The organism is Streptococcus fermentans, assembly GCF_040888305.1.
GTDB lineage: Bacteria > Bacillota > Bacilli > Lactobacillales > Streptococcaceae > Streptococcus > Streptococcus fermentans.
The window spans coordinates 17,721-29,771 of the sequence record NZ_JBFNFG010000009.1 but is presented as its reverse complement, the minus strand read 5'-3'; the positions used below and the strand labels follow the sequence as shown (position 1 = coordinate 29,771).

General features: G+C 38.8%; 24 protein-coding genes and 1 pseudogene. 1 reads left to right on the top strand and 24 read right to left on the bottom strand.

What is annotated here, in order from left to right; translation table 11 throughout:
- Window positions 1-68: 68 nt before the first annotated feature.
- From AB2B50_RS08195 to AB2B50_RS08090, 22 genes and pseudogenes are all read right to left on the bottom strand, one after another.
- Window positions 69-386 (bottom strand): HNH endonuclease, encoded by a 318-nt coding sequence (locus AB2B50_RS08195; RefSeq protein WP_320692540.1) that lies wholly within the window; start codon window positions 384-386, stop codon window positions 69-71.
- Window positions 383-589, bottom strand: coding sequence for a hypothetical protein (locus AB2B50_RS08190; protein WP_320692541.1), 207 nt, complete (start codon window positions 587-589; stop codon window positions 383-385). Before AB2B50_RS08190 ends, AB2B50_RS08195 begins: the two co-directional genes overlap by 4 nt.
- 165 nt (window positions 590-754) lie before the next feature.
- Window positions 755-1,321 carry a tyrosine-type recombinase/integrase gene (locus AB2B50_RS08185; protein WP_320692542.1) on the bottom strand — a complete coding sequence of 189 codons (567 nt, stop codon included), beginning with the start codon at window positions 1,319-1,321 and terminating at the stop codon, window positions 755-757.
- A 116-nt stretch (window positions 1,322-1,437) separates the two neighbouring features.
- Window positions 1,438-1,902, bottom strand: coding sequence for a hypothetical protein (locus tag AB2B50_RS08180; protein ID WP_320692543.1), 465 nt, complete (start codon window positions 1,900-1,902; stop codon window positions 1,438-1,440).
- Window positions 1,903-1,916: 14 nt separating this feature from the next.
- Window positions 1,917-2,237: a helix-turn-helix domain-containing protein gene (locus tag AB2B50_RS08175; RefSeq protein WP_320692544.1), complete on the bottom strand. Its 321-nt coding sequence runs from the start codon at window positions 2,235-2,237 to the stop codon at window positions 1,917-1,919.
- A gap of 22 nt (window positions 2,238-2,259) precedes the next feature.
- Window positions 2,260-2,424: a hypothetical protein gene (locus AB2B50_RS08170; protein WP_212574046.1), complete on the bottom strand. Its 165-nt coding sequence runs from the start codon at window positions 2,422-2,424 to the stop codon at window positions 2,260-2,262.
- Window positions 2,414-2,641: pseudogene (locus AB2B50_RS08165) on the bottom strand (DUF3310 domain-containing protein). The gene AB2B50_RS08170 and the pseudogene AB2B50_RS08165 overlap by 11 nt, the downstream one beginning before the upstream one ends.
- Window positions 2,634-2,837, bottom strand: a complete 204-nt coding sequence (locus AB2B50_RS08160) for a hypothetical protein (protein ID WP_320692545.1) — start codon at window positions 2,835-2,837, stop codon at window positions 2,634-2,636. Before AB2B50_RS08160 ends, AB2B50_RS08165 begins: the two are co-directional and overlap by 8 nt.
- 12 nt (window positions 2,838-2,849) lie before the next feature.
- Window positions 2,850-3,122, bottom strand: a complete 273-nt coding sequence (locus tag AB2B50_RS08155) for a hypothetical protein (RefSeq protein ID WP_320692546.1) — start codon at window positions 3,120-3,122, stop codon at window positions 2,850-2,852.
- Window positions 3,119-3,604, bottom strand: a complete 486-nt coding sequence (locus AB2B50_RS08150) for a MazG-like family protein (RefSeq protein WP_320692547.1) — start codon at window positions 3,602-3,604, stop codon at window positions 3,119-3,121. Before AB2B50_RS08150 ends, AB2B50_RS08155 begins: the two co-directional genes overlap by 4 nt.
- 190 nt (window positions 3,605-3,794) lie before the next feature.
- On the bottom strand, window positions 3,795-4,055 hold the full coding sequence (locus AB2B50_RS08145) for a DUF1372 family protein (protein ID WP_320692548.1): 261 nt from the start codon (window positions 4,053-4,055) through the stop codon (window positions 3,795-3,797).
- Between the two features lie 21 nt (window positions 4,056-4,076).
- Complete coding sequence (locus AB2B50_RS08140) at window positions 4,077-4,334, bottom strand: hypothetical protein (RefSeq protein WP_320692549.1); 258 nt, start codon at window positions 4,332-4,334, stop codon at window positions 4,077-4,079.
- Window positions 4,335-4,453: 119 nt separating this feature from the next.
- Window positions 4,454-4,963: a DUF1642 domain-containing protein gene (locus tag AB2B50_RS08135; protein WP_320692550.1), complete on the bottom strand. Its 510-nt coding sequence runs from the start codon at window positions 4,961-4,963 to the stop codon at window positions 4,454-4,456.
- A gap of 398 nt (window positions 4,964-5,361) precedes the next feature.
- Complete coding sequence (ssb, locus tag AB2B50_RS08130; RefSeq protein ID WP_320692551.1) at window positions 5,362-5,778, bottom strand: single-stranded DNA-binding protein; 417 nt, start codon at window positions 5,776-5,778, stop codon at window positions 5,362-5,364.
- Window positions 5,768-6,244, bottom strand: coding sequence for a class I SAM-dependent methyltransferase (locus AB2B50_RS08125; RefSeq protein ID WP_320692552.1), 477 nt, complete (start codon window positions 6,242-6,244; stop codon window positions 5,768-5,770). The genes ssb and AB2B50_RS08125 overlap by 11 nt, the downstream gene beginning before the upstream one ends.
- Window positions 6,244-7,065 (bottom strand): ATP-binding protein, encoded by an 822-nt coding sequence (locus tag AB2B50_RS08120; RefSeq protein ID WP_320692553.1) that lies wholly within the window; start codon window positions 7,063-7,065, stop codon window positions 6,244-6,246. Before AB2B50_RS08120 ends, AB2B50_RS08125 begins: the two co-directional genes overlap by 1 nt.
- Window positions 7,066-7,842, bottom strand: a complete 777-nt coding sequence (locus AB2B50_RS08115) for a conserved phage C-terminal domain-containing protein (RefSeq protein WP_320692554.1) — start codon at window positions 7,840-7,842, stop codon at window positions 7,066-7,068. It lies immediately after the preceding gene.
- Window positions 7,843-9,177 (bottom strand): replicative DNA helicase, encoded by a 1,335-nt coding sequence (dnaB, locus tag AB2B50_RS08110; RefSeq protein WP_320692555.1) that lies wholly within the window; start codon window positions 9,175-9,177, stop codon window positions 7,843-7,845.
- Entirely contained in the window at window positions 9,174-9,512 is a 339-nt protein-coding gene (locus tag AB2B50_RS08105) for a hypothetical protein (protein WP_320692556.1), read from the bottom strand. Before AB2B50_RS08105 ends, dnaB begins: the two co-directional genes overlap by 4 nt.
- Window positions 9,509-9,934 carry a hypothetical protein gene (locus AB2B50_RS08100; RefSeq protein WP_320692557.1) on the bottom strand — a complete coding sequence of 142 codons (426 nt, stop codon included), beginning with the start codon at window positions 9,932-9,934 and terminating at the stop codon, window positions 9,509-9,511. The genes AB2B50_RS08105 and AB2B50_RS08100 overlap by 4 nt, the downstream gene beginning before the upstream one ends.
- Before the next feature lie 11 nt (window positions 9,935-9,945).
- The gene (locus AB2B50_RS08095; RefSeq protein ID WP_054368745.1) at window positions 9,946-10,236 is read right to left on the bottom strand and encodes a hypothetical protein; all 291 of its coding nucleotides are present in this window, start codon (window positions 10,234-10,236) and stop codon (window positions 9,946-9,948) included.
- 112 nt (window positions 10,237-10,348) lie between these two features.
- Window positions 10,349-10,555 carry a helix-turn-helix transcriptional regulator gene (locus AB2B50_RS08090; RefSeq protein ID WP_050202003.1) on the bottom strand — a complete coding sequence of 69 codons (207 nt, stop codon included), beginning with the start codon at window positions 10,553-10,555 and terminating at the stop codon, window positions 10,349-10,351.
- Window positions 10,556-10,762: 207 nt separating this feature from the next.
- Between AB2B50_RS08090 and AB2B50_RS08085 the strand changes: the two genes are divergently transcribed.
- Window positions 10,763-11,455, top strand: a complete 693-nt coding sequence (locus AB2B50_RS08085; RefSeq protein WP_320692558.1) for a hypothetical protein — start codon at window positions 10,763-10,765, stop codon at window positions 11,453-11,455.
- Here the strand turns inward: AB2B50_RS08085 and AB2B50_RS08080 are convergent.
- Entirely contained in the window at window positions 11,409-11,579 is a 171-nt protein-coding gene (locus AB2B50_RS08080; protein ID WP_320692559.1) for a hypothetical protein, read from the bottom strand. The genes AB2B50_RS08085 and AB2B50_RS08080 overlap by 47 nt on opposite strands.
- A 72-nt stretch (window positions 11,580-11,651) precedes the next feature.
- Entirely contained in the window at window positions 11,652-11,927 is a 276-nt protein-coding gene (locus AB2B50_RS08075; RefSeq protein ID WP_320692560.1) for a hypothetical protein, read from the bottom strand.
- Between the last annotated feature and the right edge of the window lie 124 nt (window positions 11,928-12,051).

Genomic DNA, 12,051 nt, shown 5'->3' with positions numbered 1-12,051 from the left:
GGACAGTTGACCCCTCCCACCGGTTCCCAAAACCTTAAAAATACTGGATTTTTTTTGACCGGGGGGTGTTATTCTCCCCAAAATTCATCGGTCCTGAAATTCTTTTCTTGCATTTTTTTAGATTTTCGGAATTGAAAGCGTTCATGTCTCTTATTGTGACACTCTTTACATAACGTTCTAAGGTTATCTAAATCAAGAGCGAACTCTGGATAGAACTCTAACTCCTTGATGTGGTCAATCTCGAGATCTTCAGTTGTAACCTTGCCTTCTCCTCTACACCAAACACATTCGTAGTGATCACGTTCGAGTGCAAGCTTGCGTAGTTCTCTCCAGTCACTTGAATTATAAAACTCTGTTCGGTCAGCTCTGGTTGAAACTTCAATCATTTGATTATTGATGTTGATGCTTTGACTTCGAATTTATTTAGCTTGTCAATACAATTGTTCAAGTGTTCAAGTGCTTCACAACATTCTTGAGTTAGCTCTTTTAATTCTGAACAATTTTCAATTTCGACTCCAACTACAATTTCTCCTAATGGTTTTTGTTTAGTGGTTCTATTATTAAATAGTCTTTTAAAAATACCTTTCATAACTTTGTAGTCTCCTTTGTTTTCGTTCTCTCAATTCCTTGTTTTACATATTCTAATGAATTCGCTACATGAGTTTTAACTCAGATTTATCAAGCGTTTATCCTGTATGTGTGAAATGAAATCATCATAACCTCAAAACAATGAATTGATGTTAAAATAAAAAAATTAAAAGCCCTGAAACTTCGTCATGGCTCTGTCTTGTGAATCTTGGTTTTTGCCAATATATCGTAGTGAAATGCTCTGGCTTGAGTGGTTCAGTAGGTCCATTATCAGAGCAACATCTTTAGTTTGCTCATACATGAATAAACCGAAGGTCTTTCTCATCGAGTGAGTCGCTATGTTTTCCAGTCCGACTTCTTCAGCAGCTTTCTTTATAATCTTATAAGCTGTGTTAGGTTTTATGTGCTGGTGCTTTCCGTTTCGACTTGGAAAGAGGAAGTCTTCATCTTTCTTGTCTTTGATATACTGCCTCATGGCATTCTTGAATTTCTTTGGCATCTTTCGTTTAGTTGGCTTGTCTGTCTTTTCATCAACGATCTGGACATGCCAGCCTTTAACGTGCTTTACTTTTAGTTTAACGATATCTCCAATCCGAAATCCCAGATTAACGCCAGACAGAAAGAGCATGAGGTTACGTTGTCTATCCGACTCTTTAACTGCACTATGAAACGTCAGGTATTCAATCATAAGCTGAACATCATCTCTATTTCTGATTGGTTCAACAACTACCACATATCCTCACCTCCTTTTTTAATGCACAAAAAAAGCAGAGGTTTTCTCTCTGCTTTTGTTCATGATACTAATTTACCACATTCTTTTTGTCAATTCTATATGTGTTTTTGACAACTTTACATAAAGAGCAAATTTGCAAGTGTATCAAGAATGACTTCGCGTCTTCTATAGATCTGCTTGCTATGCCTATACAAGTAACCTGTTTCTCCATTCTCCATGATATGCCAAACTTGAATCCAGTCATATCCAGTATGTTCTCCCCAGCGAAGATAAAAGATTTTTTTGTCGTCTGGTTCTAGATTTTCTAGTAATTGGGAGATAGAATTTTGGAGATTTTCTAATCTTAAAATCATAGGATCACTTGCATAAGCAACCGCTAGGTTCTCTGACCTGTTGACGAATGTCCCACTTCCACTTGCTCCAGTATCGTCAATGCCGGGAATAGTAAGATGCTTAACCTCGTACAATCGTTCTAGCTCATGCCTTCGTTGGCCGATAAGTCTGTCAATCTTTAAATATTTATCATCGAGTTCAAACTCGAGATAATCCCTTCGTGCTTTTGTTAAGTTCTTTTTGACCAAACCTTACCTCCTATTTATCTTTTAGTTTTAACCCACTTGATAATCTTACCGTCGTTATTGTTGTTAAAATAATCTGGCAATCTTGCTGTTGGACTTTCTTTGTAGACCACTTTTTCAACGACCTGGATTCCAGGCATCATTTCATCATCTATCCACCCGACTAACCAAGCAGGATTCACATCATATGTTTTAGCGATCATTTCAATTTGCTTGATGGACGGATATCCACCTCGCTCATACAAATGAATTGTATTTTGTGAAACACCTGTTTCCTTTGCCATTTGCCCAACAGAGAGACATAGGTCCTCTCTAAGTTCTTTCAATCTTATCTGCATCTTGAAAATCTCCTTGCATCTTTCAAATCATTTTTCCTTCAAATACTAATGTAATAGTCCCTGTCCCATCTCTATGCTTAGAGACCAGCGCTCGACAATCTGAACCATACTCAACACCATCAATTGTGATGCTACGTTTTATTTTGTCAACGTTGATGATGGATCCATTTGATGTCTTAATTCTCATGTTCCATCTCCTCAATCAACCAATCAAGGTTCTTACGTGCTTTCTTCAGGTCTTCAAGACCGTTTTTCTTCTGGAATCGAAGCTAATACTTAATAGCATTCCCCCAACACCACGCTGCTTTACCTGGCAAATTGCCAATGAAGTTATCAATCACTTCAATACTTTCAAGACCTTTTGAGCCTTGGTAGTGGCTTGGTCTGTTTACGTTGTCATTCATCGGTTTCACCTACCTTTCTGAAGATATATTTGTCAGAGAACTCTTTCCTGTACCTACTTTTCGTAACCTTCATGGCCTCATTTTTATTTGTAGTTGGCACATTTGGATTAGTGCTTCGAAGATATGCAGGCATAATTTTCCCACCAACCAATGCATCAAAATCCTTAAATTCAAGTATTCCTATTATTTTGTTCATCACAAATCCTCCTTAGATAAACGAACTAGCTAACCAGATGAAAAATGTAACGATTATAGCTTTTAAAACACCTATCATCACAGTTTTTAAATAATCTTCATCTTCTTTTCTATGTGGTGTAGGGAGAATAAAAGATAGAAACACATTCATCCCAAATGCTTGCCAAAAAGAAATCTTATTAACTGGAATGATTGTTACCATGATTTCATTCCATCCGTACTGGATAATGAATGCTGTTACGATGGCTCCAAATATTGCCCAAATAAAAACACCCAATGCTTTCACTGTAAATCCTCCTCTTTGACAAATGAGCCATCGATCCAGCGACCTTTACGGTCTTTGATTTCTTGATAGGCTAACTCAAAACATTCATCAAAGTCATATCCTAGTGCAGTACTGATCGATTTTAACCATCTGATTGTACGTATCAAACTTAATTTACAGAAATCTTTAGAAAATAAGTCTTGGTTAATCTGAAAATCGCTTATATTTCTACTCAAAAAACTAAAACATGTCATTACATCTCTATCATTTTCTGATGTTTTAAAAATCTGATTGACATCTTCCTTAATCAGTAATGCAAGACCGACAATCACAACTGCACAATCTCCGATACTATCCTTGGTCAGTTTCTCATTCTTCTTGAGATAACCAGCGCATAGCTCTCCAAATTCTTCACTCAATTTAAGTGACTGCTTGTCTAACCGCCCACCGTTTTCTAAATCACGGTCAATAAACCATTGTTTTACGTTTTCTAGTGTAGTCATCTGTTTTATTCCTCCTTATCTAAAATCCATGCAATATAGACACAAATCAGAGCGAGTATTATGGAATCCGGCAAGTTCCCTCTCACTCCACCTAAGATAATAATTTCAAGTATCTTCCAGAGATAGTCCAATACAATAAAATGGACAAATTGAGTTAAGAAAAAGTTATACTTTCCATTAAATCGAATTTTCACAACATCACCTCATCCCCAACTTTCACATTATCATACACTTCCTTCGTAACCACGAACACACCATAGTCACGAATGGTAAGCGTGTATAGCTTGCCGTGTCGTCCTTTCTCAACGACCTTACCAAATATCTCAGCGCCTACGTTATCAGCCGTGTAGATAACCATTGGCTTCTTCTCTTCCAGATTCCGGATTTTATCCATCTGCCAGATGTTCAATCCAGCAGAGACAAGAATCCATATCGTGATGAATCGTTTCATTCTGAGGCCTCCTTACTTGGTTTAAAAAGGTAGTTCTTTCCTTGCTTCACTCATAACGTGAGGATTGTCTGTCGGCAATGTTGCGTAGCGTTTCATTGATACTGCTGCTTCAACAAAAATCATTTCATCAAAAACTAATTGACATAACTCCACCAGACACTCCTCAATATCAAACACCTCGTTATCGTCTTCGCTATCCATCTGCTCTTCATAAAATTCTGCAATTTCACAAGCTTTTCTGTACAATTTACCTGCAAAATCTCTTTTCATTTCTTCCATCACTCCACCTCCTCAATCTTTATTATTTTTTTTATTATTTTTAAAGAACTTATAAAAAATTACTGACCAATATGAAGCCCACATAAGGTATGATAACGATTGAAGGAATTGTTCAACTGTCATTTCTCCACCTCCTTAATCTCAATCCCCTCACAATCAAATACCCAGCCGAAGTCGTCATCTTCTAATTGTTTACGAGTGTGCTTGGTTCTGCACCCACCGATTTCGTTTTTTGATTCAAAAAAATATTCTTTGGATAATAAACCTTTATTAAGATAGCAACCATATCCATTAACACCTTTCACTTTCACCAAATACCGCTTCTCTTCCTCGACCTCGTAGCCGAAAATCCAAGCAAGACAGAATTTTTCGATATTGCCTTCGTAAAACCACTCAGGAACTCTCTTGTCGTAATGATCTTCAATCACTCTCATCGCTCCATAAACATGGAAGTTGTTTTTCTTTTTAAATTCTATATATTCCGCCACAAACTGAGGTACTTTGACTGGTTGCGGTTCGTCTAGTTGTTGCAAGTCTTGCAGAAAAATTTGGCGAGCTAGTTCTGCTCCTTCGGCATCCCATATCCCTTCAAGTCCTTTATACTTCTCAATCAATCGTTGTACTTTCATTTTCCAACTCCTTCACTTTCCGTCTTAATTCTTCATTCCTCTTTCTCAATGAATCCCGTTCCAGCGCTCTAATCCGTCTCTTCCGTGCATCGCACGGCTTCGAATACTCGGCTATTTTTTCTTCGTTTCTCTTGATTGATCGTTTCATTTCGTCAATCAAGGCTTGTTTAGTATAGTTCATTCAAATACCTCATCGATGTCTGCCCTCTTCAAATGGCAATTAATCGTCTAGCCCTGTCGGGGTTGGTGCGACGTTGATAGGTAGGGGTGTTGTAGTAATGGATCGTGCTAACTGATACACCCGTTAATTCAGCCAACTCCTGAGCTGTCCCTATCCCTATTAATTTGTCGCCTTTGTACAATACATACGTTTTAGGTTTTGGTATTGTTCTACCTCCCTAGAATGGCAAATCATCATCTGAAATATCCATTGGCTCGCCTTGTCCGTAACTTGGTGGCATCTGGTTTTCCATGCTCGACTGGTTTGCAGAATTATCTTTCTTTTCAAGAGTTTGAAAATTCTCGGCAACAACTTCTGTCACATAGACACGTTGACCTTGCTGATTATCATAGCTACGAGTCTGGATGCGACCTGTGATTCCTACAAGAGCACCCTTTTTAACCCAATTTGCAAAATTTTCAGCTTGCTTACGCCACATGATACAATTAATGAAGTCTGCCTCTCGCTCTCCGTTCGCACCTTTAAAATTTCGATTGACTGCAAGATTGAAGGTTGCAACTGCAACATTTGACGGCGTGTATCGCAATTCTGGATCACGAGTTAAGCGCCCAATTAACACTACATTATTGATCATCTTTCTTGTCCTTTCCTGCTATACATTCCACGAATGAGTAACCGATAAAGAAGCACAGAAAAGTTTGGGGGACTAATTCCAAAATTTCCTTAACATTTACTTGAGCATCAGACCACTTGAAAATAAGTGTTCCTCCTGTTTTCAAAACCCTAAAACATTCTTCAAAACCTTGTTGTAAATCTAACCTCCAAGTCAGTAAATCTAATTGTCCATATTGAGCACGCATGAATGATTTCTGGCCAGCCCATAGAAGATGAGGTGGGTCGAACACAACAAGATTAAATGTTTCGTCGTCAAATGGCATATCTCGAAAATCTGCAACAATATCTGGTTTTACATTGATTTTCTTTTTGTGAATTTCAAATTCTTCTTCACGTCTATCCATGTATGTCGTATGTGGTTCTTTTTTATCAAACCAAAACATTCGAGATCCACAGCACGCATCTAGTATCCGTATATCTTCCATCAATACCTCCTATCCTTCATCCCAGCTGGATACACAAAGCATCTGCCTGTCGCTCCTTCAAAAATTCGACTTGATAGAGCACCGTTCCCAAAATCATCCGAGTAAAGCTCTTTAATCTCTTCGCTACTCAGATTCGTATTGATAATCGTATTGGTCCGATTATCCAAGATCTTGAACAATATCTGATGCGCCCATTCATTACGCCTCGTGTCAGCCTTGCGACTCTCTTTCCCAAGATCATCCAGGAAGAGAAAATCAACCTCAGACAGTAGCTTGACCATCTTAGCTTCTGAAAAACCATTGTCAAACTCAAAGCTTTCACGAATCTTATCAAACAAGGTCACAACCGACACAAAGAGCACGCTTTTCGGTTCATCATAAGACTTGAACTGCTCATTGAGAAATCGAGCAAAGCCATAGGTCAGATGACTCTTACCAACACCAGAAGGTCCAGTGATGATAGCATTGCCAGTCTCACCTTTAGCGTAGTAGCGCTCCAACCGCTTCACAAAATTCACAGCCTTTTCATCGATATCAACACGAATCTCATAGTCATGTAGTGACTTACTGGCCAGCTTGCTTGAAACGATACTATCGCGAGAAAAGACTTCGTAAGTATCCGAGAGCTTGCTCTTGACCTCAGATTCCATATTCAACTGCTTTTCAAAGAGACGAATGTTCTCTTTCTCACACTCGGGACATTGACTGATTTCCTCAACCTTTCCCTTGATTGGAATTTTAACAGACCAAAGATGGCATCCATGGATTTCACAGACATCATCAAGAACCGTTCTAGTTCTGAATTGTTTAAACTGTTTCATCTAAAAACCTAGCCTTTCGTCTGTTTTCTTCTCACGATTAACAACATTCCCTTGATTCAAATAACCATCGAACTTAGTTCCAAATAGGGTTTCTGGTCGCAAGTATTTCGCGTACTTCGTACCTGACCAATCCTTAACCATATTATCAATGACTTGTTTAAAATCTTCTAGTCGATATCCTTCAGACCATCTAGCCTTAATCAGAGATCTGTTCTTCTGAACATTATCTCTATATTTCTTTCCTGTCTTCGAATTAAGATAATCGATAATTTCTTTGTAAGGGATATTATCTATACTACCCTTACCTATACTATACTTACCTATACTATACTTACCTATACTATACTTACCTATACTATGCGGACATTCGTCCGTCACTTGTCCGTCAACTGTCTGACCTTCTTCAGTAAGCTCTAGAACTACCTTTCCAGGCTCAACCAATCTACTTCCATCAACTTCTAATCCAAGTTGTTGAATAGCTAAATTCCTGTGTATACTAGGCTTGTGTCTATCTGGTCTAATTTTATTTTGTTCGTTGAAATCCGTAATGAAATAGACCATGTCTTGATTAAGTGGCTTTATGAACTGCTTGATAACTAATAGGCCTAAACTGTCCTCGCTGGCACCAATCATTCTAACGACTGGAAATGCTTCGACAATTCCGTCATCATCTGAATTGATGACCAAATGAACATACAAAGCTTGAGTTTCAAGCGGTAGTCTTAAAAATTTTTGTGTTTGCATTATGGTCTTGCTGACCATTCTTCTTTCTGCCATCTACCCCTCCACACTTGAAAATTTTGTGTATTCTTTGTGAAAATACAACTTCACTGTCCCTAGGCTACCATGCCGATTCTTTTCCAGGATCAGCTCCGTCACATTATTCGATTCTTGACTGTCTGCTTGCTCTTTCTGGTAGTAAGCCTCACGATACAAGAACGCTACAATGTCTGCATCTTGCTCAATCGAGCCAGACTCTCGCAAGTCTGCCAGCATCGGTCGTTTATCTTGTCTCTGCTCAACTGCACGACTTAACTGCGACAAGGCAATGACAGGCACTTTCAAATCCTTGGCAAGTATCTTCAATTCCCTTGAGATTTCAGAAACGATCTGCTGACGATTCTCACCCTTGGCACCAGTAATTAATTGCAAGTAGTCAATGATGATGACACCCAGACCGCCCATTTCTTGAGCGAGTTTTCGAGCATTTGAGCGTATCTCTGAAATCCGAATACCAGCAGTATCATCTACAAAGATAGGCGCATCATAGAGATTATTTTGAGCTTGCACAAGCCGTTTCCATTCGTCCGTACTCAAATTCCCAGTCTTGAGATGATAAGCTGGAACCATGCCCTCTGATGCTAACATACGCTCGATCAACTCCTCTGCACCCATTTCAAGAGAGAAGATAACTGCAGGCTTTCTTCCTTTGGTTGCTACGTACTTAGCGACATTCAGAGCCAATGCCGTCTTACCCATAGCTGGACGAGCAGCAAGAATGATAAGATTCCCTTCATGAAGGCCTGTTGTAATCTTATCCAATCCGACAAAGCCAGTAGATAGACCTGTTACAAATCCATCTGTCTGCGAGCGAGTCTCGACTATCTGCATATGGGTATCAAGAATATCGGCCACATTGCGAAATCCTGTCCCTGCATTTTGATTACTGATATCCAGTAGAGATTTTTCTGTTTTAGCAACGATCTCACCAATCGATACATCGCCTTGATAAGCACTAGATAACGAATCCGACAAGTCAGCGATTACTTTTCGGAGCGTAGCCTTTTCTTTTACAAGCTTCGCATAATGCTCCACATTCTTTGATGTCGGAGTTGAGTTTACTAGCTCGACAACATAGTTGATACCCCCAATATTTGAGATGTCACCCTGATTAGTAAGAGCTGATACCATAGTGGTGGCATCGATTGGCTCACCTTTTTCAAACAGAGACAACATGGTCTTAAATACGATCTTGTTGGCAGGCTTGTAGAAATCCTCTGGAATCAATTCGTCTGCAAGTGACGTCATCGTTTCTGGTGAGATAAAGACTGCACCCAGAACCGACTGCTCGGCTACTAAGTCATGAGGTGGTATTCTAAAATCTTCACTCATGCGCTATCCTCCCAATACTTCTTCAAATCCACAGTCATCACTGCAGCAAGATTCTTTTGCTCGGTCAAAATTTGTCTGCGATAAGGAGCAAGGCCAGCTTGGCGCTCCTCCTCACTTCGTGGCAAGTAGTATCCGTTCGGCTTCATCTTCTTAGCTACGATAGGATGGCCAAAATTAACACGCAGACTCTCAATGATTTCTTCTACCTTACGTTTTGAGAGTCCAGTTTCTAAGCGAATTTCACTGGCTTGGATTGGTAAGTCGAAGGTCGCACAATTGATAATCATGTTCAATACACGAATTTCTAACTCGTTCATACTGCGACTAACACTCATGTCTTCGCCCTCCATTTTCTTGGATTTTGACGAAAATCTATGGTCATTTCTTTGTAGAGTAAGCGCCCATTTTCTTCTAAGAGATTCGCATTTTGACTTCTTAGAATATCATTCTTTCTTGCTTCATCCTGATAGTCGCTAGCCAGTCTGTCATAATCTTCGATGCATACTCTAAAATCTTGAGGCACGTCATTAATCGTTGAAGGAAGTCCGACAGGTGGTTGGGAATCGTAGGTGAATCCCCTATCACAGTTTTTTAGATTTCTTCGTGCAACCTCTCTGAAATCTTCTGCCTCTTCAATGATGATCACTGTTTTTTGTTCAGCTTCTTCTTTTTTGGCAGTCAGTAACATTAGGATAAAGATCCCAATAAAGATTGCCACTAGGCCAAGCAACTGGCTTGATAAAGCTGGTTCTGTCATTTTGTTCTCCTTTACGCTCTTAATTTTCGTACTTCTTTTTCTAATTCTAAAATTTCATAAACATCATTGACATCATACATAGTATCTTTGCCTTGCTTACGAAATCTTAATCCTTTGCGTTCTAACTGCTTCACATATCCATGCGTAAAGCCGAACTTCTTCATCAAAGTTTGTTGATTGATTGGCATACGATCATTCTCTAACTTCTCCTTGACCTGCTTTTCAGCAAAGGCCAATAATTGATTCGTGAACAATTCAGCACTTTCGCCATCCAATCGTAATTGTAATGTTATACCTTCCATTTTTTACATCCTCTCAACTATGCGGGCAAGCATTTTTGTGATATAATGGTTTTAATTATTTAAGTATGCGCCTGATTTCCGTCAGGCGCTTTTTTAGGTTTTAAATATATTGTTACCGTTTTGGTGACTTTCTTGGTAAAAAAATATCTTGCAAAGGTTTATCAAAAAAGCTACGCAAGAAAAACATTTCATCCTGAGTAAAAGCGCTCTGTCCCTTCTCTTTCTGACGATATGCTGTTTCAGAAATACCAAGTTTTTTGGCTAATTCTTTCTGTGTAATACCTTTTTCTTTTCTTAGTTGATACAGATAGATTTGCACCTTCCTACCTCCTTATTTTTTCTATACTCGTTCAGCTAGTAAACTGTCAAGATAACTAGTGTTTCTTAAAAGTTTTTCAACTAACTCATTGTCTGCCTTTACAAAAGTGGACTCTTTTTTCCTACTATACGGATGTCGTTTAGGTCTCATTTCCTCACCCCTTTTTCAAATATGGTATAATCAAAATAAAATGATTGGAGAAATCTTATGTCTAAAAAAACCTGTTTTATCGTTTGTCCTATTGGAGAAGATAACTCTGAAATTCGGAAACACTCTGATACTGTACTAAATTACATTATCACACCAGCTCTTTCGCAAGACGAGTTTGACATTATTCGTGTTGACTCATTACCTACAGTAGATAGAATCGACCAAACGATTATAGAATATTTACAGACTGCTGACCTAGTAATAGCTGATATGACTGGTCACAATGCAAATGTTTTCTATGAATTTGGGTACCGTCAAGCACTTGGTAAACTTGTCATTCCTATCATAGAAGAAGGAAGCTCTATCCCATTTGATGTCACCACTTTAAGAGCTATAAAATATGCGACAAATGATTTAGACAAAGCTAACACTGCAATAAAACGACTAAAGGAAACGATTGAAATTTTTGATTTTGAGAACCAGTCTGATACCTCAACTCTCTCTTCATCAAATATAGATACATCTGTTTTGACAACTATAAATAATAAATTAGATGCCATCATGGATCTTATCGCTCAAAATAATGCGACTATTATTGACACGGTAGCTGAACAGGTTGCTAAACACTCTAAACCAGAACAAACTATGGAAGAGCGTATGCTAGCTTTGATACTCCCTGAAATGATTAAAAACCCCGAATCGCTCAATGCTCTTGCGAACTTGGGTCAGAAACAAACTGGTCAGTCCTAAGTTTCAAAGCATCTACGCTACCTTTTAAGAAAGCCGTGGTCAACTCTAACTCATCCAACTTCTCAGCAATATATGTCACAGTCCTCAATATCTCATTGAGGGCTGTTCTTTCTAGTTCGTTCATTTCCCTCCTCCTTTCTCTTTTTTCGCTCTGTGAGCAACAGCCTGCCAGGGAGTCGAACCCCGGTGCTACCGATCAGGCTACATTCATTTTGTCCATCATTCCTGCGAATGCTGCATCAAAACGAATGTCATCAATTTCATCTTGAGTGAAACCAGAATCAAGAAGGTAACGCTCTTGATGTTCGATCTCTTCTGCCAACTCTGTCCAACCGAAAGCGAACTGACGACTGTTGTTCCAGAATAATTCAAGCTGACCGTAGAGGAAGCGTTCCTCGTATGTATTTTGAAGTAAAGTTTCTTCAATCACTGCTTTGAAGATGTTGATTGCTTTCTCGTTTAATGTGTTCATGGTGTTTCCCTCCGATTTGTTTTTCTTATTTCCTTAAGCTTGATTTAATTATATCACCATTTTGGTGACCTGTCAACAGTATTTTGATTAAAAAGTAAAAAAAGTTGCGTTTTCGGTGACTTTT

Coding starts and splice junctions, on each gene's coding strand:
- AB2B50_RS08150 (WP_320692547.1), bottom strand. CDS start 3,604: ATGACTACACTAGAAAACGTAAAACAATGGTTTATTGACCGTGATTTA.
- AB2B50_RS08160 (WP_320692545.1), bottom strand. CDS start 2,837: ATGAACAAAATAATAGGAATACTTGAATTTAAGGATTTTGATGCATTG.
- AB2B50_RS08135 (WP_320692550.1), bottom strand. CDS start 4,963: ATGAAAGTACAACGATTGATTGAGAAGTATAAAGGACTTGAAGGGATA.
- AB2B50_RS08075 (WP_320692560.1), bottom strand. CDS start 11,927: ATGAACACATTAAACGAGAAAGCAATCAACATCTTCAAAGCAGTGATT.
- AB2B50_RS08140 (WP_320692549.1), bottom strand. CDS start 4,334: ATGGAAGAAATGAAAAGAGATTTTGCAGGTAAATTGTACAGAAAAGCT.
- AB2B50_RS08095 (WP_054368745.1), bottom strand. CDS start 10,236: ATGGAAGGTATAACATTACAATTACGATTGGATGGCGAAAGTGCTGAA.
- AB2B50_RS08125 (WP_320692552.1), bottom strand. CDS start 6,244: ATGGAAGATATACGGATACTAGATGCGTGCTGTGGATCTCGAATGTTT.
- AB2B50_RS08115 (WP_320692554.1), bottom strand. CDS start 7,842: ATGGCAGAAAGAAGAATGGTCAGCAAGACCATAATGCAAACACAAAAA.
- AB2B50_RS08170 (WP_212574046.1), bottom strand. CDS start 2,424: ATGAGAATTAAGACATCAAATGGATCCATCATCAACGTTGACAAAATA.
- AB2B50_RS08105 (WP_320692556.1), bottom strand. CDS start 9,512: ATGAGTGTTAGTCGCAGTATGAACGAGTTAGAAATTCGTGTATTGAAC.
- AB2B50_RS08085 (WP_320692558.1), top strand. CDS start 10,763: ATGTCTAAAAAAACCTGTTTTATCGTTTGTCCTATTGGAGAAGATAAC.
- AB2B50_RS08195 (WP_320692540.1), bottom strand. CDS start 386: ATGATTGAAGTTTCAACCAGAGCTGACCGAACAGAGTTTTATAATTCA.
- AB2B50_RS08145 (WP_320692548.1), bottom strand. CDS start 4,055: ATGAAACGATTCATCACGATATGGATTCTTGTCTCTGCTGGATTGAAC.
- ssb (WP_320692551.1), bottom strand. CDS start 5,778: ATGATCAATAATGTAGTGTTAATTGGGCGCTTAACTCGTGATCCAGAA.
- AB2B50_RS08175 (WP_320692544.1), bottom strand. CDS start 2,237: ATGCAGATAAGATTGAAAGAACTTAGAGAGGACCTATGTCTCTCTGTT.
- AB2B50_RS08080 (WP_320692559.1), bottom strand. CDS start 11,579: ATGAACGAACTAGAAAGAACAGCCCTCAATGAGATATTGAGGACTGTG.
- dnaB (WP_320692555.1), bottom strand. CDS start 9,177: ATGAGTGAAGATTTTAGAATACCACCTCATGACTTAGTAGCCGAGCAG.
- AB2B50_RS08120 (WP_320692553.1), bottom strand. CDS start 7,065: ATGAAACAGTTTAAACAATTCAGAACTAGAACGGTTCTTGATGATGTC.
- AB2B50_RS08100 (WP_320692557.1), bottom strand. CDS start 9,934: ATGACAGAACCAGCTTTATCAAGCCAGTTGCTTGGCCTAGTGGCAATC.
- AB2B50_RS08190 (WP_320692541.1), bottom strand. CDS start 589: ATGAAAGGTATTTTTAAAAGACTATTTAATAATAGAACCACTAAACAA.